This window comes from Ruegeria aquimaris (assembly GCF_025751555.1).
GTDB classification, from domain to species: Bacteria; Pseudomonadota; Alphaproteobacteria; order Rhodobacterales; family Rhodobacteraceae; genus Ruegeria_B; species Ruegeria_B aquimaris.
The window spans coordinates 42,306-61,201 of record NZ_JAOWLB010000024.1; the positions used below are offsets into that span (position 1 = coordinate 42,306).

At 59.7% G+C, this 18,896-nt stretch carries 19 protein-coding genes; 1 reads left to right on the top strand and 18 read right to left on the bottom strand.

The window, feature by feature from the left end; all coding sequences use genetic code 11:
- Positions 1–65: 65 nt before the first annotated feature.
- The 15 genes from OE747_RS21635 to OE747_RS21705 all read right to left on the bottom strand — a co-directional run bounded on the left by OE747_RS21635 (position 66) and on the right by OE747_RS21705 (position 14,792).
- Positions 66–1,304: an ABC transporter substrate-binding protein gene (locus OE747_RS21635; protein WP_318527329.1), complete on the bottom strand. Its 1,239-nt coding sequence runs from the start codon at positions 1,302–1,304 to the stop codon at positions 66–68.
- 33 nt (positions 1,305–1,337) lie between these two features.
- Positions 1,338–2,150: an ABC transporter ATP-binding protein gene (locus tag OE747_RS21640; RefSeq protein WP_263830543.1), complete on the bottom strand. Its 813-nt coding sequence runs from the start codon at positions 2,148–2,150 to the stop codon at positions 1,338–1,340.
- A gap of 11 nt (positions 2,151–2,161) precedes the next feature.
- A complete protein-coding gene (locus OE747_RS21645) occupies positions 2,162–3,235 on the bottom strand; it encodes a branched-chain amino acid ABC transporter permease (protein ID WP_263830544.1) in 1,074 nt (357 codons plus the stop codon).
- Between the two features lie 3 nt (positions 3,236–3,238).
- Entirely contained in the window at positions 3,239–4,126 is an 888-nt protein-coding gene (locus OE747_RS21650) for a branched-chain amino acid ABC transporter permease (RefSeq protein WP_263830545.1), read from the bottom strand.
- Positions 4,127–6,046 carry an AMP-dependent synthetase/ligase gene (locus OE747_RS21655; protein ID WP_263830546.1) on the bottom strand — a complete coding sequence of 640 codons (1,920 nt, stop codon included), beginning with the start codon at positions 6,044–6,046 and terminating at the stop codon, positions 4,127–4,129.
- Complete coding sequence (locus OE747_RS21660) at positions 6,039–6,848, bottom strand: ABC transporter ATP-binding protein (protein ID WP_263830547.1); 810 nt, start codon at positions 6,846–6,848, stop codon at positions 6,039–6,041. Before OE747_RS21660 ends, OE747_RS21655 begins: the two co-directional genes overlap by 8 nt.
- A gap of 27 nt (positions 6,849–6,875) precedes the next feature.
- Positions 6,876–7,730: an SDR family oxidoreductase gene (locus OE747_RS21665; protein ID WP_263830548.1), complete on the bottom strand. Its 855-nt coding sequence runs from the start codon at positions 7,728–7,730 to the stop codon at positions 6,876–6,878.
- A gap of 106 nt (positions 7,731–7,836) precedes the next feature.
- Positions 7,837–8,991, bottom strand: coding sequence for an acyl-CoA dehydrogenase family protein (locus OE747_RS21670; RefSeq protein WP_263830563.1), 1,155 nt, complete (start codon positions 8,989–8,991; stop codon positions 7,837–7,839).
- A 14-nt stretch (positions 8,992–9,005) separates the two neighbouring features.
- Complete coding sequence (locus tag OE747_RS21675) at positions 9,006–10,259, bottom strand: CaiB/BaiF CoA transferase family protein (protein WP_263830549.1); 1,254 nt, start codon at positions 10,257–10,259, stop codon at positions 9,006–9,008.
- A gap of 143 nt (positions 10,260–10,402) precedes the next feature.
- A complete protein-coding gene (locus OE747_RS21680) occupies positions 10,403–11,437 on the bottom strand; it encodes an Atu2307/SP_0267 family LLM class monooxygenase (protein WP_263830550.1) in 1,035 nt (344 codons plus the stop codon).
- Between the two features lie 23 nt (positions 11,438–11,460).
- Positions 11,461–12,096, bottom strand: a complete 636-nt coding sequence (locus OE747_RS21685) for a glutathione S-transferase family protein (RefSeq protein WP_263830551.1) — start codon at positions 12,094–12,096, stop codon at positions 11,461–11,463.
- A 10-nt stretch (positions 12,097–12,106) separates the two neighbouring features.
- Positions 12,107–13,003 (bottom strand): SDR family oxidoreductase, encoded by an 897-nt coding sequence (locus tag OE747_RS21690; RefSeq protein ID WP_263830552.1) that lies wholly within the window; start codon positions 13,001–13,003, stop codon positions 12,107–12,109.
- A gap of 45 nt (positions 13,004–13,048) precedes the next feature.
- A complete protein-coding gene (locus OE747_RS21695; RefSeq protein WP_263830553.1) occupies positions 13,049–13,546 on the bottom strand; it encodes a luciferase domain-containing protein in 498 nt (165 codons plus the stop codon).
- Positions 13,547–13,550: 4 nt separating this feature from the next.
- Positions 13,551–14,309: a DODA-type extradiol aromatic ring-opening family dioxygenase gene (locus OE747_RS21700; protein ID WP_263830554.1), complete on the bottom strand. Its 759-nt coding sequence runs from the start codon at positions 14,307–14,309 to the stop codon at positions 13,551–13,553.
- A 117-nt stretch (positions 14,310–14,426) separates the two neighbouring features.
- Positions 14,427–14,792 carry a hypothetical protein gene (locus tag OE747_RS21705; RefSeq protein ID WP_263830555.1) on the bottom strand — a complete coding sequence of 122 codons (366 nt, stop codon included), beginning with the start codon at positions 14,790–14,792 and terminating at the stop codon, positions 14,427–14,429.
- Positions 14,793–14,954: 162 nt separating this feature from the next.
- Between OE747_RS21705 and OE747_RS21710 the strand changes: the two genes are divergently transcribed.
- Positions 14,955–15,278: a winged helix-turn-helix transcriptional regulator gene (locus OE747_RS21710; RefSeq protein WP_263830556.1), complete on the top strand. Its 324-nt coding sequence runs from the start codon at positions 14,955–14,957 to the stop codon at positions 15,276–15,278.
- A 52-nt stretch (positions 15,279–15,330) separates the two neighbouring features.
- Here OE747_RS21710 and OE747_RS21715 read toward each other — a convergent pair whose 3' ends face one another.
- The 3 genes from OE747_RS21715 to OE747_RS21725 are packed head-to-tail and all read right to left on the bottom strand — an operon-like array spanning position 15,331 to position 18,614.
- On the bottom strand, positions 15,331–16,239 hold the full coding sequence (locus OE747_RS21715; protein WP_263830557.1) for a patatin-like phospholipase family protein: 909 nt from the start codon (positions 16,237–16,239) through the stop codon (positions 15,331–15,333).
- 9 nt (positions 16,240–16,248) lie between these two features.
- Complete coding sequence (locus OE747_RS21720) at positions 16,249–17,919, bottom strand: ABC1 kinase family protein (RefSeq protein ID WP_263830558.1); 1,671 nt, start codon at positions 17,917–17,919, stop codon at positions 16,249–16,251.
- A gap of 2 nt (positions 17,920–17,921) precedes the next feature.
- Complete coding sequence (locus tag OE747_RS21725) at positions 17,922–18,614, bottom strand: DUF6781 family protein (RefSeq protein WP_263830559.1); 693 nt, start codon at positions 18,612–18,614, stop codon at positions 17,922–17,924.
- Positions 18,615–18,896 lie beyond the last annotated feature (282 nt).

Below are 18,896 nucleotides of genomic sequence, written 5' to 3' on the forward strand. Positions count from 1 at the left end.
GACGATACCGTTTAGTAAGCGCTGCTGCCGCCCCGCGAAGCGCCACCCCTCCTGCTATCAGCCATTCACTGCTGGTATTTTGAGGAACTGTCCTTAACCACATCCCACACGACGTCGGTGTATTCAGAGATCCAGTCGGTTTGCGGCACCCAAGCCTTTCCGTCCCACATCTCGATCCGGGTCTTACCTCCTCCGCCATGATCTTCGGCCGTCACCGTAATGGGTGCCATCAGCCCGTTCGCGTCGTATCCCTCAAGCGACTCCAATCCCGCTTTGTAGGACTCTGCGGTAATCGGAAGGCCTTCGCGTTCTGCCGCAATACGCGCGGCCTCGAACATGATCGAATACATGGCCAGTCCCGTGTTGTAGAAAACGTCCTGCGTCTTCTCAATCGGGCCAGTTCCCTCACCCTTGTCGTAGAGCTCGGCCATGATCTCCTGATAGAGGGCAACATCCTGACCGCCCACAACATTGGTACCGCGCTTGATACCCTTGGCAGTCTCGGTGCCAATATTGGCGATATCGACTTCGTTCAGCCAGTTGACGGAAATGTATTTGTCCATCGGGATGCGGTTCCGCGCCATTTCCTTTGACGCAACCGTGTGAGCACCACCGAGCATCCATACGATAACGTGGTCCGGGTTGTCGCGGCGGACTTTGGACCAGACGCCAGCCTGGTCGGAACCGGGCAGCGGAACAGGATAAAGCAGGAGTTCAAAGCCCTCTTTCTCGGACAGGGTCTTTAGGATTTCAATCGGCTCCTGGCCGAACGGGTAGTCGAAGTACATGAACCCGACCTTGACACCGGAAAGATCGCCACCGTGCACCTGCTTGATGTAGGCGATGTTGTTAGCTGCCTGCCCCCAGTAAGTCGGGCCAACCGGATAAACCCAATCGAAAACCGTGCCATCAACGGCGTCGCCCCGCCCAACCAGAGACTGCATCAGAATTCGCTGATCTTCCATCGCTCGAGGCAGAACCGCCAGCGACACAGGCGTGGACAACGTATCAAAGACAAAGACGCCCTCTCGGCTGAGCTTGGAATAGCACTCGATCCCGCGTTGCGGTTCGTTGCCGTGGTCACGCACGATGACCTCGACCGGTTCCCCGCCGATGCCACCCCTCATGTTCACCAGTTTGGCAAGATCCTGCGCCGCTTGGGCCACTTGCGGGGTTGCAAAGGTATAGGCCTTGCTCAGGTCATAGCAGACTCCGATTTTGAAGGGCTCCGCCATGGACGCGGCACCAAACACCAAGGAGCCGACCGTCGTCAGACCTGCTAAAAGTTTATTCACTCTATTCATCTTATCCTCCCAAGTTGATGTTTTTGACCGATCCTAACTCAGCCAACGCTTGCGTCGGCTGTAGTGCTTGACTTCGTGGAAGTTCGTGCCTTCGCCCCCGCCAAGATAGAACTCCTGGATATCAGAGTTGGCTTTAAGCGCATCGGCTGCGCCGTGCATAACGACGCGACCGTTCTCGATCAGATAACCTTCCGAAACGATTTCAAGCGCGGCAAGGGCGTTCTGTTCGACCAGGAGAACCGACAGACCTTGCTCTTGATTGATCTGTTTGATGATGCCGAAAATCTCTTCGACGAGGAATGGCGCAAGGCCGAGACTCGGTTCGTCCAGCATCAGCAGACTGGGCTGGGTTACCAGAGCTCGACCAATGGCAAGCATCTGCTGTTCTCCCCCGGACAGATATCCCGCCTGCGAGTTCTTGCGTTCGGCCAGCCGGGGGAAGAAGCTGTATATCTTTTCCTTCTCGGCGTTCAGCGTCGCTTTGGACATGCCCATCGGCGCGGCTGCGGTCAGGTTCTCGTCAGGGGTCAGATGTTCAAAGACCCTTCGCCCTTCGATAACGTGACAAATACCCATCTCCACGCGTTTCTGCGCGAGCATTTCGGTAATGTCCGTTCCTTCGAACTTGATCTCGCCGCGGCTGATACGTCCGCGCTCGGCCTTCAAAAGACCGCTGATTGCTTTCAACGTGGTGCTTTTTCCGGCTCCGTTCGAACCCAAGAGCGCTATCATTTCGCCCTTGGGCACTTGAACCGAGACACCTTTGATCGCGAGCAACACGTTGTCGTACAACACCTCGATACTGTTCATCGACAGGATGTTCTGGGCTTCAACTTTCTCTTGCATCGGCATTTCCCTTATTTCTTGAACTGATCGAAGGGCCAGACCATCAGGTAGTCTCTGATGTTGCCGTAGAGTTTTCCCAAACCGAGTGGTTCGATCAGAAGAATAATGACGATCAGCGCGCCATAGACGGCGTTCGGTATATGAGCGAGAGTTTCAACGTTGATCTGCATGCCTAGCCAGTCGCTCAGCGAGACGACGAAACCATTCACGATTCCCGGTACAAGAAGGATCAAGGCAACCCCGAGATAGGATCCGATGATACTGCCGAGGCCGCCAACGATCACCATCGCAAGCACCTGGATCGAAACGGCAACCGAGAATTGCTCAGGCGCGGCAAGAAAGAAGAAGGTGGCAACAAGCAATGCACCGCTGACGCCCGCGATGAAAGACGAAGTCGCGAATGCCAGAATTTTGTAGTAGAAACTGTTCACACCGAGGATCGCGGCTGCAAAGTCTTTTTCACGTACAGCGACCAAAGCGCGACCGAGTCCAGTACGCTTGAGATTAAGCATGAAGATCGTCACCAACACACACCAGCCGAAGGCGACATAGTAGAAGCCGGTATCAGTGGTAATCTCTTGCCCGAGCAGCGCCAATGTCGGTGACTGGAGCGACGCGTGTGAGCCCCCCGAGATCGCCGGAGAGTGGGTCAGAACCCAGTCCATCGCGAATTGCATGGCGAGAGTAGTGAGAGCGAGATAGAGGCCCTTGACCCGCAAGGCGGCAAAAGCGAACAGGCTGCCGATCACAGATGACGTCAATCCGCCAACGAGGAGCGCGAATTCCCATGGTACCCCGAAACGCGCAGCGTGGATCGACGAATATGCTCCGACGGCCATGACTGCAGCATAGCCCAAGTGCAGTTGGCCGGCCCACCCGGTCACCAAGTTCAATCCAAGCGCGGCAGACGTCCAGATCAGCCACGGAAGCATGTAACTGTTCAGATAGAGTGACGGTATGATGAATGGCGCGGCAATGCCGATCAGGAACATGAATGCAGCAAGATTCCGGTCAGCAGGTACCTTGAAGATACGGCTATCCGACACGTAGTTGGCGTGATGGACGCCAGAAAGTCTGTAAAACATGCCTTACACCCTTTCGATGTCGTGACGACCGAACAGCCCGTGCGGACGGATCATGACCGTGAGAATGAGCACAGCGGCGACGATAAGTTCCCGGCTCCCGCCTCCGACAAGAGGATCGAGGAAATCAGCGCCAACGTTTTCGACGACGCCCAGAATGATGCCCGCGATCACCGCGCCTAGGATACTGTCGAGACCACCGAGAACGGCAACCGTCAGACCCTTGAGAAGCAATAGCGACAGCGCCTGATCGACACCCTGAATCTCGCCCCAGATAACGCCCGCGGCGACCGCAACAACAGATGCCAGCGCCCAGGACAAACCAACTCCGCGTTCAACGGAGATGCCGACAGACCAAGAAGCCATGTAATCATCCGCAATCGCCCGCAATTTGATGCCCGTCCGGGTACGGAAGAACAACATGAAGGCGACAAACAAGGCGAGAGCAACACCGGCACCGACCAGATGGATGCGACTGATGAAGATGTCGCCAAGAAACAGCGGATCATAGCTGACGCCCAGTTCCATCGAACGCGACGTCCCGCCCCAGATCGCAAGCGTTGTACCCCGAAGGAAAATGTCGAGTCCAAGTGTCAGCATCAGGATCATGACGACCGGGCGACCCGCGAGACGACGCAGGGCAACGCGTTCGATGCCGAATCCAAGGCCGAACATGATCAGCGCAGCAAGAGGAATGGCCAGCCACAGCGGAAGACCTGCGTCATGCGAAAGGGCGAGAACCACATAGGCGCCGACCATGGTCAGCCCGCCCTGCGCCAAATTGGGCACCGACGAGGCTTTGTAAATCAGCACAAGGCCGATAGCGAAGAGCGAATACAAAAGACCCGTCAAGACTCCGTTGATCGCAAGCTCAGATAGAAAGACCCAGTCCATTTATACCTCCCTGATAGGAAGGCTTCTTTCGACCTTCCCTACTTCCCCGGTCTCGTAAGTCACCTGCGCGCTTACGTGGACCTCTTTTGAACCGTCGTAGAGCGCTGCGATCACGTCGGCATAGCGTTCCTGAACGACCTTCCGCCGCAGTTTTCGAGTTCGCGTGATTTCGCCATCGTCCGGGTCGAATTCTTTCGGCAGGCTGACGAAGCGTTTCAGTTGCAGCGGTTCGGTGACGGCCTTGTTCACCCGATGGAAGGCTTCGAGCAACAGCGCAGCCACCTCATCCCGCTGGGACAGATCAGCGTAGGAGACATAAGGCACGCCGTTCACCTCTGCCCAGTGCCCCACCGCTTCGAAATCGACGCAGACCATCGCCGTCAGCTCGTCCAAACCGGCTCCGATTACAGCGGCGTCCTTGATGTAAGGGCTGAATTTCAACCGGTTCTCAATGTAGTTGGGCACATAACGTTCGCCGCCCGCCGTGTGCATGACCTCGGACACACGCCCGAGCACAACGAGATGCCCGTCATCCTCCAGATAGCCGGCATCGCCGGTATGCAGCCATCCACCCTCCAACGCCTCGGCAGTAGCTTCGGGCTTGTTGAAATAGCCGTCGAACACACTGTCCGAGCGCAACAAGATCTCGCCGTCATCGGCGATTTTGACCTCGACGCCCGGAGCCGGCTTGCCGACCGTATGAAGGCGCACCTCGCCAGCCGATTGAATCGCATTGATCGCGCTGTTCTCGGTCTGGCCGTAAAGCTGGCGGAGTTTGATCCCAAGGGCGCGATAGAAAACGAAAGTATCTTCGCCGATTGCCTCGCCACCGGTGAACGCGTTCCTCAGCCGGCTCATGCCGAACTGGTCCTTGATAGGGCCGAAGACGATAGCCTCGCCAAGAATTCTGCCCAGACCTTCCAGTGCCCCGCCGCTTTTACCATTCAGCTTGCGGGTTTCGGCCGCAATGGCTCGGTCCATGAAGAAGTGGTAAACCTTCTTTTTCAGCCACGTCGAGTTTTCGATGCCGACCTGAATCGTCGTCAGCATCTGATCCCAGCTTCTAGGTGCCGCCAGGTAAAAGGTTGGTGCGATCTCGCGCATGTCCCGGACGACTGTCTCCTGCCGCTCGGGCACGCTTACGGTGAAACGAAGCAATAGGGCAGCCGCGACAGTCAGGGCGTAATCGCCCACCCAGGCCATCGGCAGATAGGCAAGTATTTCTTCCTTTTCGCGGAATGCCCCGGCGGCATGGCCATTTCGTGCTGCGGCCAGAACGTTTTTCTGACTTAGGACAATGCCCTTCGGTTTGCCGGTCGTACCCGATGAATGCAGAAAAATGGCCGGATCTTCGGGCTTTGCACGTTTCAGGAACTCTTCACGAAGGTTCGGATCCTCGTTGAGATCGTGACGCCCAACCTCCGTCAGGTGATCCCAGGACATGAGACCATCGACCTCATAAAATCCAAGCCCCCGGGCTTCATCGTAGATTATGTGCGCGATGCTCGTGGCGCCCGCATCCCGAAGCTCGAGTATCTTGTCCACCTGTTCCTGGTCTTCCGCAATCGCCGCGACAATTTCGACCTCGCCCAGAAAATGCTGAAGCTCTTCAAGCGTTGCACCGGGATAGGCCGGCATCGCGTAGGCCCCAAGCAACGAGACCGCGAGCATTCCAGCGTATAGACGTGCGCGGTTGTCGCCCAGAATGAGAACAGCCTTGCCCGGCTTGACGCCGAGTTGCTCAAGTCCGGCCGCACAGGCGAGGATTTCGTCCGCATACTCGGCCCATGTGGTTTCTTTCCAGATGCCGCGCTCTTTTTCGCGAAGCGCAACATCGGACCCATGACTTGACGCGTTGCGCGCCAGCAGTTCACCGATCGTATCGCCGGCGGATGAATGCAGAGTTGCCCCGTCAGCCATGCGAGCCTCCAATATATGCCTCGATGACCCGAGGATCTTTCACAACTTCTTTCGGAATTCCGCTGGCAATCATCTCACCGTAGTTCAGCGCTAGCATCCGATCGCAAATGCCGGTGATGACATCCATGTGGTGTTCGATGAGCAATACGCTGACGCCGCGCTCGGCCCTCGCGTCCAGAATGAAGCGGCACATATAGCCCTTTTCTTCCTGGTTCATGCCGGCCATCGGTTCGTCTAGGATCAGCATCTGGGGCTCTGCCACCAGGGCCCTTGCCAGTTCGACCCGTTTTTTCAGGCCGATGGGAAGACCGTCTACCAATTCGTGCCTGATGCTTTCGAGTTGAAGGAACTCAATGACTTCCTCCACAACCTTTCTATTCTCGATCTCTTCAGGCCGTGCGGCCCACCAATAGAAAGCGGTGCGCAACACCCCTGGGTTCATGTGGATGTGACGCCCCAGCAGGATGTTGTCTAAAACGCTCATTCCGTTGAACAGGGCGAGGTTCTGGAACGTTCGGGCGACTCCGAGTTTCGCTACCTTATGTGGCGCGGTACCGGTGATGTCTTTGCCCGACAACCGGACTGCACCTTCGTTCGGCGGGTAGAACCCGGTGATCGCGTTTGTAAGCGTCGTCTTGCCGCTGCCGTTTGGACCGACCAGTCCGAATATTTCGCCTGGTTTTACTTCGAGATTGACACCCGTAACGGCGACAACTCCGCCAAATCGGCGCTCGATCCCAGTGCACCGAAGTATCGGTTCGTCACCTAATTGAAGGCCTGCTGTTTTGTTATTGATCATCATTGATTTGCCGCTTCCTCCCCGCTGTCGTCACGATATCCGGAAGTAATCCGGACGGCCTGTCGGCCAGGGATCCCCCCACAACTGCTGTCCACCATCGATATTCAGAACTTCACCAGTCACGAACTTTCCGGACCCGGCCGCCAAATAGACGACACCTTCCGCGACATCCCATTCGTCCCCGGCATGGCGCATCGGATTGGAATCCTGAAAAGTTTGCGCACCATCCTCAGGGTAATTGTGAAAACCGTTGCTCTCGCAGCATCCCGGAGCCAGACAATTCACCCGAATGTCATGCGGAGCCCATTCCACAGCGACCGATTTCGAAAGGTATATCACTCCGGCTCGAGCCGCGCAGGTATGTGCAATGCCGGGCATTCCCCGCCAGATATCCGCAACGATATTCACGATCGAGCCGGGCTGCTTATGCTCGACCCAGTGGCGCGCCGCGGATTGCATCATCCACCAGGTGCCGTTGAGATTGGTGTCTATGACCGCATTCCAGCCCTTGGGACTGAACTCCAACGCAGCTTGCGGAAACTGACCCCCAGCATTGTTCACCAAAACGTCAATCGCCCCGAATTCCTGGTTCGTCTTGGCGAAAAAATCCTCGACCTGCTCAGGCTCCCGGATGGTCATGGGCATAGCGAAAACTTCGCCCCCGAAACCTCCGAGGAACTCTCTGGCCGAAGCTAGTTTCCCTTCGTTGCGACCATTGATCGCCAGATTGGCCCCAAGCCTTGCGAACAGGGCAGCAATTGCCAGCCCCAATCCGCCTCCAGCGCCGGTCACCACAACGGTTTTGCCGGTGAATAAACCGCTTGCGTAAACGGTTGCACGTTTAGACAGGTCCTCTCTCGAAGACCCAAACTGCGTCTTATTCATGACGCCTCCTCCCATTCCCCGCTAGGGGTAGTTGCCGCTAATCTAACGTACGTTAGAAAATCGGTCAATACAACTTTGCCCAGCAGCCCCCGTTCGCTGTCTTCGATCAGTAAGACTTTGGAAGTCCGAGGGCTTTTTCTGCTATGAACGACAAAAGCATCTGCGGTGTCACCGGTACGATGCGGAAGAGCAGAGCCTCCCGCACTAACCGTTCCACGTGATATTCCTTGGCGTATCCGAATCCGCCAAATGTAATTTGCGCGGCTTCAGTTGCCTCGACTGCGGCGTCAGCGGCCAAAAGTTTGGCAGCGTTCGCTTCGACGCCGCAGGGCTCCCCCGCATCGTAGAGGGCAGCAGCATGCATCACCATGAGATTGGCAGATTCCACCCTCGCCCAGGCTTTGGCGAGCGGATGCTGAACCCCCTGATTTTGGCCGATCGGGCGGTCAAAAATCACACGTTCGTTTGCATAATGCGCCGCGCGCGCCAGTGCGTTGCGCGCAATACCAATGCATTCGCCGGCCACCAGGATGCGTTCGGGATTCAACCCGTGCAAAATCTGCCTAAAGCCTTTGCCCTCCTCCCCGATCAGGTCCTCAGCCGGAATCGGTAACCCATCAATGAAGACTTCGTTCGAATCGACAGCCTTGCGCCCCATCTTCTCAATTTCGCGCACATCGACAAAGGTCCGGTCAAGGTCAGTATAAAAAAGGCTCAGCCCCTCGGTCGGGTCGGTCACGTCCTCAATCCGGGTCGTCCTGGCGAGAAGCAGCATCTTGTGTGCAACCTGTGCCGTCGAAATCCAGACTTTTTGTCCGTGCACGACATACCTGTCGCCCTGACGCACCGCCATTGTCTTCAGCTTTGTGGTATCAAGCCCCGTCGTCGGTTCGGTTACGGCAAAGCAGGCCTTTTGCTCGCCCGCGATCAAAGGGGCCAACATCCGCGCGCGCTGCTCATCGGTGCCATATTTCACAACCGGATTCAGGCCGAAGATATTCATGTGTATGGCTGAGGCCCCGCTGGCCCCGGCCCCCGATTCCGCGATCGCCTGCATCATGATGGTCGCTTCGGTGATGCCAAGACCGGCACCACCAACCTCTTCGGGCATCGCAATCCCCAGCCAGCCGCCGTCGGCCATGGCCTTGTGCAAATCGTGCGGGAACCCTCCGTTGCGATCCCGCTCCAGCCAGTACTCATCGTCAAACTGCGCACATATCCGCAATATTTGCTGGCGAATTTCTTTCTGCTCTGATGTCATACGAAATGTCACAGTTATCCCTCCTCGCCTGCCAAACCCACATGCCCGGCCTCACGCAGAGCGGCAATTTCGGCATCTTCAAATCCCAGATCACGCAGAATTTCACTTGTGTCGGCTCCAGGCGGGCGCCCAAGCCAACGCACTTGGCCCGGCGTGGTGCTCAGGTGTGGAATTGGTCCGACGACCTGCGTTTTTTCATCCTCGACGGAAACGATGTCCCTGCGGTGAAGGATCTGCTCATTCGTCGTGATTTCCTCAACACTCAGAACCCGCGCCGCGACTGCGTCATGTCGGGCGAATTCCTCTTCAACCTCTTGTAGTGTGCGTACAGTGACGAAGTCATTGATCGCATCGAAGACCTCGGCCATATGCCGCGACATCTGGCCGAGGGTGGCGAACCGCGGGTCATCGGCCAGCGCGTCACCACCAACGGCCCGCAACAAACGCCGGGCTGTTTCTGCGCTGCCCGCCGAGACGGTCAGCCATACCCCGTCTGATGTGCGAAACATTCCACCAGGAGCGAAATCCATCGGTTGCCGCAAACCGTTGCGACGAGGCGAAAGCTTTGCGCCTGTCAGTGCGGGCACTGGATAATCCATCAACCTCAGAAGAGCCTCGAAAACCGCAAGGTCGATCACCTGACCGCGCGCCAGTCCCTTTTCGCGCGCAAAGAGGGCGAACATGATTCCCAAAGCGCCCATCAACCCGGTGGTGCTGTCTGCGGCAGGAAACCCAGGATGCATCGGTGGCCCGTCCGGAAAGCCGGTCAGATGGGCCAGACCGCTCATCGCTTCAGCCGCGCGCCCAAAGGCGGGCTTCTCACGCATCGGCCCATCCTGCCCATAGCCCGACACGCGCAAGATCACGAGGTCGGGGTTCCACCCATGCAATTGTTTCGGACCGATACCCGCACGCTCCAGCACGCCGGACCTGAAATTTTCTATCAGGACATCCGCAGTTTCCACAATTCTGCGCAATACGTCCCGCCCTTCGGGGCTCTTCCAGTTCAGACTCAAGATTTTCTTGTTACGGCCCAGGGTTTTCCACCAGGCACCAACCCCGTCTTCGGCTTTCGGACCGAGATCGCGCATCATATCCGTGCGACCGGGCGCTTCGATCTTGATGACCTCCGCACCGAAATCGGACAGCAGCGTGGCAGAAAGAGGTCCCGCTATGACATGCCCAAGTTCGACAATGCGTATACTTTCAAGCGGTTCATGCATGCTGTCACCTTTTCGCCAGATACTCTGGCAATCAATATCTAACATTTGTTAGATTTTCAAGACTGCAGATATCGCTTCGAAAAGTTGGCGGTTCGCAGAATTCATCAAAACAGATGGTATTTAACCCCCACCAACATACAGCCCACTGCCGGCGTGAATTCGGGTTGTTGTCGAATGTCTCTGCTTTCCTAAGAAAGCGCCTTGCGTACTTTCGGCGCGACACGGGTTCCGAAGAGTTCGATCGCCTGCATTAGGGCAGCGTGATCGACCGCGCCAATGGCCATCTGCAACAATATACGCGAAAAGCCGAAGAGTTCGTGAGCAGCAAGGATTTTGTCCACGACTTCATCTGGCGAGCCCAGGAACAACGATCCGCCGGGCGCTGCAGCAGCTTCGATCTGTTGTCGGCCCATCGGGGGCCAGCCACGTTCGGCCCCGAGCCGGGTCATCACCTCAGCATAGGTCGAGGCGAAGTTTTCCAGCGCCTGATCCCGTGTCCTGGCGACGAAACCGTGGAGGTTGAGCGATGTTTCAAGCCCGCCGGCATCATGCCCGGCTTGTGTGGCCGCACGACGATACAGGTCGAAAAGGGGCGCGAAGCGTGCCGGCTGCCCACCGATGATGCCGAGTGCGAGCGGTCGACCCATCTGACCGGCCCGCACCACGGATTCCGGCGTTCCCCCGACCGCAACCCAGATCGGCAGATTTTTCTGTACCGGGCGCGGGTAGACACCGCGTTGCGGAACCGGAACGGTATGCGTCGTGCCGGGCCAATCCAGGATCTCATCATCGTTGGCTGCCAAAAGCTTTCCCAGCTTTTCAATGAAGAGCGCGTCGTAATCGTCCAGTTCCTGACCGAAAAGCGGAAAGCTTTCTATGAACGATCCCCGCCCGACCATCACCTCGGCCCGCCCGCCCGACAAATTGTCAAGCGTGGAATACTGCTGAAACACACGGATGGGGTCTTCTGAGCCCAGCACCGTGACGGCGCTGGTCAGGCGAATGTGCCGGGTTCGGGTCGCGGCGGCGGCCAGCACCATCGCTGGCGCCGAGACGGCGTAATCGGCCCGGTGATGTTCGCCCAGCCCAAAGACGTCGAGTCCGACCTGATCGGCCAGTTCGATCTCTTCGACAAGGTGGCGCAGCCGGGTTTCGGGGGACACGGTCTCCTCCATTACCTGGCTCGTGCCGGCATCGCCAAAGGTGTAAAGCCCGATTTCCATGTGATTCCATCCTTACGCATGGGTCAGAGCCCCAGGGTCGCGTTCAGCGGTGCCATCGCCTTCTGCCAGCTTTCCCGCGCCTCCAGCCGCTCGATCCAGGCGGCGACAGCAGGCCTGTCGTCAAGTGAGATCCCGGCCTGCCTGCGATACATGAAGGTTGTGGCCAGATAGAGATCTGCAAGGCTGAGGGTGCCCAGGATCCAGTCCTTCTCGGCCAGCCCCTGCTCCAGCACGTCGAGGAACTGATCGGAAGCCTTGCGCTCGGCCTCGATCACAGCAGCGTCCGGCTCGCCCATGCCGAACTTTTCCTTAAGAAACAACTCGAAGGACAGCTTCTGCATCGCAGGTCCTAGATGGATCGCCTGCCACCAGGCCCATTGTTCCATCAGCCCGCGCGACTTCGGGTCGGCCGGAACCAGCCCTGCTTCCGGCCTCAGGCTGGCCAGATAGGCGCAGATCGCGCGGGATTCCCACAGCACGAAATCCCCATCCTCAAGCACCGGCACCTTGGCGTTAGGATTGCGCGCCAGGAAGTCAGCGGCACGGTTGTCACCCTTGAAGACATCGACCTCGATGATTTCGAGGTCGGCCCCCAGTTCGAAGGCCACCGCACGCACGCGCAGGGCATTGGGCGAAAAGTTAGCGTTGTAGAGCCGCATGTCGATGCTCCTAACTCTGCGGGGCCAGCAGTGCGCCCCGGTTCGCCAGCAGGAAGTCGCGCACCGTCTGGCCCGGCTGGCCGGTCAGGGTGTTCAGGTCATCGCCCGCCACATCAAGATATCCCTGCGCAATCGCCTCGTCGAAAGAGACGAAGACCCGCGCCATGAATTCCGGCAACCCGTTGCCGATCATCGCTTGCACCAGATCCTCGGCAGGCAAGGCAATATAAGGAATATCCTTGCCAGCGACCTCGGACAGGATCGCCGCGACCTCGGCCTGGCTGACGGCTTGCGGCCCAGTAATATCAAGGGTCTGCTTGCCAGTGGACGTCATAAGCGCCGCCGCCGCCGCACGGGCGCAATCGGCGCGCGTGACATAGCCGGTCTTGCCTTCGGCAGCGGCGGCATAATGACTGCCCATTGCGATGCTCTGTGGGCCACCCATCAGCAGAAGGTCGGTATAAAGATTGTTGCGCAGAATTGTGTAATCGGCACCGCTTGCCGCGATCAGCTTTTCGGTTTCCTCATGGTCGGAAGAAAATCCGATCGGGCTGTCCGAAGCCGGGTTGGTGAGCGACGTATAGACGATATGATTAACACCCGCCGCCTTTGCCGCCGCGACGGCATTGGAATGGGCAACCAGCCTCTTGCCTGGTTCAAGATCGTCGGTCGAGATGATGAGAAGGCGCTTGCCACCTGCGAAAGCGGCTTCAAGCGACGCCGGATCGTTGAAATCGCCTTGGCGCGTCTCGACGCCCTTTGCCTGCAGATCGGCCACCTTTTCTGGATTGCGCGACACCGCAACAATCGGACTGGCGCCGGCCTCGACCAGCAGTTCGACGACCTGCCGACCGAGCTGGCCGGAAGCGCCGGTAACGACAAGGGGTCCGTTTTGAATATTGCTCATGGTTTATCTCCTATGAAGTGATGTCAGGTGATGGGCCGTCTGCCCTTATCCGTGGATTTGGATGGGTGCAGGGTTCGCCAGCTTGCCGCGGGCGAAGCCCCAACTGGTGTGCAAAACCCGCAGCATCACATCAATCTCGGCCTCGTCGCGCGGGGCGAAAGCCATGACCGCGTTGGCCGGAATGACGCCTTGCCGCGCCATCGGATGCGACTCACCCCAGCCCTTGGCGATCAGCTCCTCGACCACCGGCAGCGGCAACATCAGATGCGACGAGCCATCATAGCCAGGGTGCACGTGAGCAAATTCGCGACCGATCATGAAGGCCTCGCGCGGGCCGCAGGCGTGCGCGTGTGGCAGTACCAGCGCCTCGGCGCCCGGCACCGAGATGCCGGAAGGGCGGCGTTCGACGAAAGGAAGTTCGAAGGCGCGGCGCTTGAACTCCGCGTGGATCTCGGGCGGCGAGTTCTGACTCACCTGTTCATGGGGGGCGCAGTCGGTGGTCGTCGGACGCGGACCTGAGCGCGACGGCAATTCGAAACTCATGGTGTCACCCGAACCGGAAGGCGCTTTCCACCGCGCCCATGACATGATCTTCCAGCGTCTTGGTGCCGCGATCCTCCCCGGCTGCCCCGGCCACAACATGCAGCGGGATGAGGTGTTCCTCGCGCGGGTTGGCCTCGCGCGCTCCAGGGGCCTGATCCCATGTCGCCAGCATCGCGTCGCGTCGGACGGGATCGCCCTGCGTGACAGCGTCTGTCAGCCACCGATCAAAGTCGGTCCCCGCGACAGGTCCGGTCGCGCCCCCGCGCATTGCCCGCATCATCACGCCCATGTTGTGATAAGTGTTGCCCGACCCGATGATCAGAACCCCCTCGTCGCGGAGGGGCGCCAGTGCCCGGCCCGCCGCCAGATGCGCCTCCGGGTCGAGGTCGGCGCGCAGGGAAAGTTGGACTGTGGGAATGTCGGCCTCCGGGAACGCCACCTTCAGTGGCACGAATACCCCATGATCGTAACCGCGTGCCGGGTCTACGCCCGTCTTGAACCCTGCACCTTCCAGAAGGTCGCGCACACGGGTGGCCAGCGCGGGATCGCCCGGCGCTGGCCAGGTCAGTTGATAGGTATGCGGCGGAAATCCGTTATAGTCGAACAGCAACGGCGGCGCGGGGTTGGTCTGAACGGTAAAGACCCGTTCCTCCCAGTGGCCCGAAATCACCAGGAGCGCCTTGGGCCTTACCGGCAGGTCCGCCGGGAAAGCCTCAAGGAACCGGCGCTGCCGGTCCCAGGTGTCGGGCGGGTTCCAGTCCATGAAAAAGCACGGCCCGCCTCCGTGAGGAAGAAATACCGCAGGTTGCCTGTCCGTCATGTCATCATCCTTTCCATATCCGGGCGCAGCGGAACGCCCCCGATGCCGCGCGGGGTCCGATCAATTTGCCGCAGCGGAGAATGCCGGAGCATAGGCCGATTTGACGGCGCGCACGCGGTTTGCGGTCAGCCACGACACGATCAGGAGAATCCAGGCCACTACAGCAGGTGGCCAGCCCGGATCGCCCGCGCCAACATGTGCCCCGAAGGCCAGCATCGCCGAGGGGCGCCACAGGATGATCACCGCGCCGATGATTTTCAGGATCGCCAGCGGCCAGATGATGTAGGTGGGATAGCCCAGCACCTCGCGATACATGCCCACGACCATGTCATAGGACGAGATGTAGAAACCCGCGCCGCCCAGATAGACCAGCCCCACAAGCCCGGTCGCGATCCAGTAGACATACCGTACTGTCTTGTCATTCATTGCTATTCTCCTAGCGGTCCCCAACTTGAGCATCGATCTTTTCCGCTGTAAGTGTGTTTAAAGACCATGCTTCTGAAACGTAAGTAGGCACTTTAAAGTAACCGACCTCCTTTAGCCGAGAGGAACGCCGCAATGAAAACCGTCCTTCCCCCATCCTGCCCAATGGAATCATTGCTGAGGGTCATTACCGGCCCCTGGACGATTTACATCCTGTGGGTCCTGTCCGAGCAGGGGCCGCAGCGTTTCGGCGCGATCAAACGCCTGGTGCCCGGTATTTCCACGCGGGTGCTGACCGAAAGGCTGCGAATGCTGGAACATTCCGGCGTTGTCTGGCGCGAGCAGGCGATGACTATCCCACCCGCCGTCACCTACGGACTCACCGAGCGCGGGGCCGAGTTGCGCGGCGTTCTCGATAAGCTTGGCGCCATCGCGCGACGCTGGGAGGCCGAAGGTGCCTTTGCCAAGGCTTCGCCTGCGGCGGAATGACGGCGCGCAATTCTTCCGCCGGAAGGCAATGCACTGCTTGTCCGTGCAGCCTTTATGAAAAGGCCCGGCGCTCTACGAGAACGCGAGGTAAGCGATCCTTCATCGCGGCGTAACCCTGTTCGATGGCGGTTTCGGCCTCATGGAACGCGAGAACGTTCAGATGTGACAGGTTCAGATCGACCATCACGTTCGGTGGATCGCCGGCAAGGCGACTACGGCGGATCTGGTCGATCATCACGTCGAGTGCCGTTGACAACACCTCGATATATCCCGGAGGCTGAGGTGCCGCTTCCGAGCCCTTCGCCAGATAGGCTGCCGCAACGGGCTGGAACTGCCGTGGCAGCTGGCCGATCAGCACCTCGGCGTTGACCTGTGGCAGCAGGCCGCGCCGGGAAGAACTGCTGTGCGAGGAAAGATTGCCGGCATTCGGATCGACGGCAATGACGATATCAACCCCGAGCGCACGGCAGGCCGAGACAGGGATCGGATTGCTCATGCCGCCGTCCATCAGCCAGTGGTTGCCGTGGCGGACCGGCGTGAATATACCGGGAATGGCGATCGAGGCCCGAACCGCGGGCAGCAGGGCGCCATCGCGCAGCCACACTTCGCGCCCACGGTAAAGATCGGTGGTGACCGCGATGAAGGGCCGGTCGAGATCGGCGAAGCCGGGGCGCAGGCCGAGTGTCTCCAAATTCTGCAGGACCGTGTTTCCGGCCACCAGCCCTCCGGCCCGCAAGTCGAGGTCGATCATCCGCGCCATCGAGAAGGGCGTGACCGTGCGCGCGAAATCCTCCAGCCGGTCGAGCGCCCCCGAGCAATACGCGGCCCCGACAAGCGCGCCCATCGAGGTGCCCGCCACGACATCCGGACGCATCCCTGCGTCTTCTAACGCCCGCAGCACACCGATATGCGACCAACCGCGTGCGCCGCCGCTACCAAGGGCCAGCCCGATCCGAACCATGCGCTCCCCCTACTTCCGACCGTTGCGCCAGATCGACCAAAAGAGGACGAGACCGCCGATCACCGCCCCGAAGAACCCCAGCATCGCGAAGCTGGCCAATCCGACCGGCAGGTCCGCCCCCGAAGCCGCCGTCACGATTGAGGAGCCGACGGTCAGCGCTGCCACGATCACCGCAAGCGTCAGATGCGTGAGTGACTGGCGCATTTTCTCGACGATCTGCTCGATCTCGGCCAGTTCCACCCGAAATCCCAGCCGACCGCGCCGCGCTGCGTCCAGAATCTGCGTCAGATCGCCCGGCAGGCGCGCGGCTAGCCGGGCGCTTTCTCCAAGGCTGTCCCGGGCAGTGCGTGCCAATGCCTCGGGGCCGTGGCGCAGCCAGACCAGCCGTTCGAGAATCGGCCGCGCGGCGGCGACCATGTCAAAATCGGGGTCGAGCTGCCGCCCCATCCCGTCCAGTGAGACGAAGGCCTTGACCAGTAGCGTCAGGTCAGGCGGTAGGGCTAGATTGTGTGTGCGCATCAAGGCGGTCACGTCGAAGACGAGCTCGGAGAGATTCAACGCACCGATCGGCAGCCCGTGCACCCGGTCGATGAACCCCTCGATCCGCACCTCCAGCGACGGATCGTCTTGTCCATCGGCCCCTGCCCAGTCGCGCAAGATCCGCGTAACCCGGTCGGGTCGCCGCTCGACAATTCCGTAGAGCAGATCGACCAATTCGTCGCGGCGCCGGCGCGACAGGTGCCCGACCATGCCGAAGTCGATGAATACGAGTTGATTGTCGGGAAGGTAGAATACGTTGCCGGCGTGCGGATCAGCGTGAAAGAAGCGTTCCTCAAGGATCATGTGGAGAACAGCATCTGCCCCGCGCGCGGCGATCCGCTTCAGGTCCAGCCCGGCGGCGCGCGCAGCTGTCAGATCGCCGCCTGGAATGCCCTTTACTCGCGCCTGAACATTCATGACCTCGCAAGTCCACTCCCAGAACACAGGCGGCACATGGATCCCGTCCCGGTCGCGGAACCCGGCGGACACCCGCTCGGCATTGCGACATTCGCTGGCCAGATCCATCTCTGCGCGTATCGAGCGGGCGAATTCGTCCAGGATTTCGTGCGGGTGATAGCGCGCGATCTCGGGCCATTCGGCAAGTGCCACGCCGACGGCATGGCGCAGCAGCCGCAGGTCGGCCTCGATCACCCGGCGGATGCCGGGGCGGCGAATCTTGAGGATTACCTCCTCGCCCGAGGGCAGCCGCGCGCCATGCACCTGCGCGATTGAACCCGCGGCCAGGGGTTCGGTGTCGATCCGGGCGAAGATCTCCGATAACGGTTGACCCAGTTCGGCCTCGACCTCGGCGGCGAGTTCTGAAAATGGCACGGTGGGCACCCGATCGCGCAGGCGTTCTAGCTCCGCGATGACATCAGGCTCGAAGAGGTCGATCCGGGTGGACAGGATCTGCCCCAGCTTGACGAATGTCGGCCCCATTTCTTCTAACGCTCGGCGCAGCCGCTCAGCTGAGGTCAAGCCGTCGCTATCGGCATCACCGGTTCTCAGCGATCCGGGTTTGAGCCACCGGCGCGAGAGGCCGGCGCGCTCCAGCATCTCGGAAAAGCCGTATCGCGCCATAACCGTGACCAGATCGCCGAGCCGCCGCAGATCGGGCGCGACACCCTGTGCAGCGGTCATGCTCAGGCATCCTCTTCGGGCGGCTCCGTCCGGTCCTTGTCATGCCTAGGCCCCAGAGCATCGGCCAACCCGGCAAGGATGCCGCTGCCGATCGCGGCGATGGTTGCCGCGCCGGCCCGCGCCGTATGGGCAAGGTCTCCGGGCCTTGGCGGGACATGTGGAGCATTGGGCCGTTCTAACGCCGCGAGCGCCTCGCGCACCGCAGCGCCGGTCCGCGTGCCGGTGCGCCGCAGATGTTCGGCCAGATCGCCGATAATGCGCGCCGAGACTTTTGTCCCGCTTTTCACTACCGAGGCGAGCGCCTCGAAATAGAGCCGGTCCAGTGTGGCCAGGTCATCGACGGCGCGCCTCAGATCCTGTTCGGAAAACGCGGCTGCCTGGCTGCGCGCCTCTTCAATGGCCAGCTTCGTGGCCATAGCAGCACGTTCCAGCGCATCGTCGATCCCGTCAACTGTCTGCCGAAGCGCCTCAACACTTTCGGCCCCGTCTCCCGGCACGGCCTCCGCTGCCCCTTCAAGGACAGAGCGCACGACATCGCGGACCTGACCTTCTTCCAGAGACCGGTTCGACAGTGCGCGCATCACCACATCGCGCACCGCCTCGCGAGTGGCCTGAGGCCCCTCGACCGCCTCGCGCCCTTGCCGCCGGAGATCGGAGGCATCGGTTTGCGGCCCCTTTTCGACTTCCTCTGTCATAAATCTTCCCTTCCTGTCTGCATTGCCCGTTGATATTACACGGCTTAAGTAAAACCAATAAATCAACCGGACCTTTCTATTCGGTCTTGATTCTCAATGCGAACCAATCGAACTTTAGCACTGCCAACCGTCGCGCAATCCGTTACGCTGCGCCAGCGCGGACAGCACGTCGCGTGTAGCCCGACACAAAAGGACTATGGACGGCGGGAGTGGGCAAAACGTGGTGGTCAAGCGGCCCGCTTTGAGACTTCTAGCCTTCGGTCAAGAACAGCAGCCCGAGTA

What these genes read in the sequence shown, in the direction of transcription:
- OE747_RS21715 (WP_263830557.1), bottom strand. Translation starts at nt 16,239, where the DNA reads ATGGTTCGGATCGGGCTGGCCCTTGGTAGCGGCGGCGCACGCGGTTGG.
- OE747_RS21645 (WP_263830544.1), bottom strand. Translation starts at nt 3,235, where the DNA reads ATGTTTTACAGACTTTCTGGCGTCCATCACGCCAACTACGTGTCGGAT.
- OE747_RS21655 (WP_263830546.1), bottom strand. Translation starts at nt 6,046, where the DNA reads ATGGCTGACGGGGCAACTCTGCATTCATCCGCCGGCGATACGATCGGT.
- OE747_RS21690 (WP_263830552.1), bottom strand. Translation starts at nt 13,003, where the DNA reads ATGAGCAATATTCAAAACGGACCCCTTGTCGTTACCGGCGCTTCCGGC.
- OE747_RS21670 (WP_263830563.1), bottom strand. Translation starts at nt 8,991, where the DNA reads ATGACATCAGAGCAGAAAGAAATTCGCCAGCAAATATTGCGGATATGT.
- OE747_RS21695 (WP_263830553.1), bottom strand. Translation starts at nt 13,546, where the DNA reads ATGAGTTTCGAATTGCCGTCGCGCTCAGGTCCGCGTCCGACGACCACC.
- OE747_RS21720 (WP_263830558.1), bottom strand. Translation starts at nt 17,919, where the DNA reads ATGACCGCTGCACAGGGTGTCGCGCCCGATCTGCGGCGGCTCGGCGAT.
- OE747_RS21700 (WP_263830554.1), bottom strand. Translation starts at nt 14,309, where the DNA reads ATGGACTGGAACCCGCCCGACACCTGGGACCGGCAGCGCCGGTTCCTT.
- OE747_RS21635 (WP_318527329.1), bottom strand. Translation starts at nt 1,304, where the DNA reads ATGAATAGAGTGAATAAACTTTTAGCAGGTCTGACGACGGTCGGCTCC.
- OE747_RS21675 (WP_263830549.1), bottom strand. Translation starts at nt 10,259, where the DNA reads ATGTTAGATATTGATTGCCAGAGTATCTGGCGAAAAGGTGACAGCATG.
- OE747_RS21665 (WP_263830548.1), bottom strand. Translation starts at nt 7,730, where the DNA reads ATGAATAAGACGCAGTTTGGGTCTTCGAGAGAGGACCTGTCTAAACGT.
- OE747_RS21680 (WP_263830550.1), bottom strand. Translation starts at nt 11,437, where the DNA reads ATGGAAATCGGGCTTTACACCTTTGGCGATGCCGGCACGAGCCAGGTA.
- OE747_RS21705 (WP_263830555.1), bottom strand. Translation starts at nt 14,792, where the DNA reads ATGAATGACAAGACAGTACGGTATGTCTACTGGATCGCGACCGGGCTT.
- OE747_RS21650 (WP_263830545.1), bottom strand. Translation starts at nt 4,126, where the DNA reads ATGGACTGGGTCTTTCTATCTGAGCTTGCGATCAACGGAGTCTTGACG.
- OE747_RS21725 (WP_263830559.1), bottom strand. Translation starts at nt 18,614, where the DNA reads ATGACAGAGGAAGTCGAAAAGGGGCCGCAAACCGATGCCTCCGATCTC.
- OE747_RS21660 (WP_263830547.1), bottom strand. Translation starts at nt 6,848, where the DNA reads ATGATGATCAATAACAAAACAGCAGGCCTTCAATTAGGTGACGAACCG.
- OE747_RS21640 (WP_263830543.1), bottom strand. Translation starts at nt 2,150, where the DNA reads ATGCAAGAGAAAGTTGAAGCCCAGAACATCCTGTCGATGAACAGTATC.
- OE747_RS21710 (WP_263830556.1), top strand. Translation starts at nt 14,955, where the DNA reads ATGGAATCATTGCTGAGGGTCATTACCGGCCCCTGGACGATTTACATC.
- OE747_RS21685 (WP_263830551.1), bottom strand. Translation starts at nt 12,096, where the DNA reads ATGCGGCTCTACAACGCTAACTTTTCGCCCAATGCCCTGCGCGTGCGT.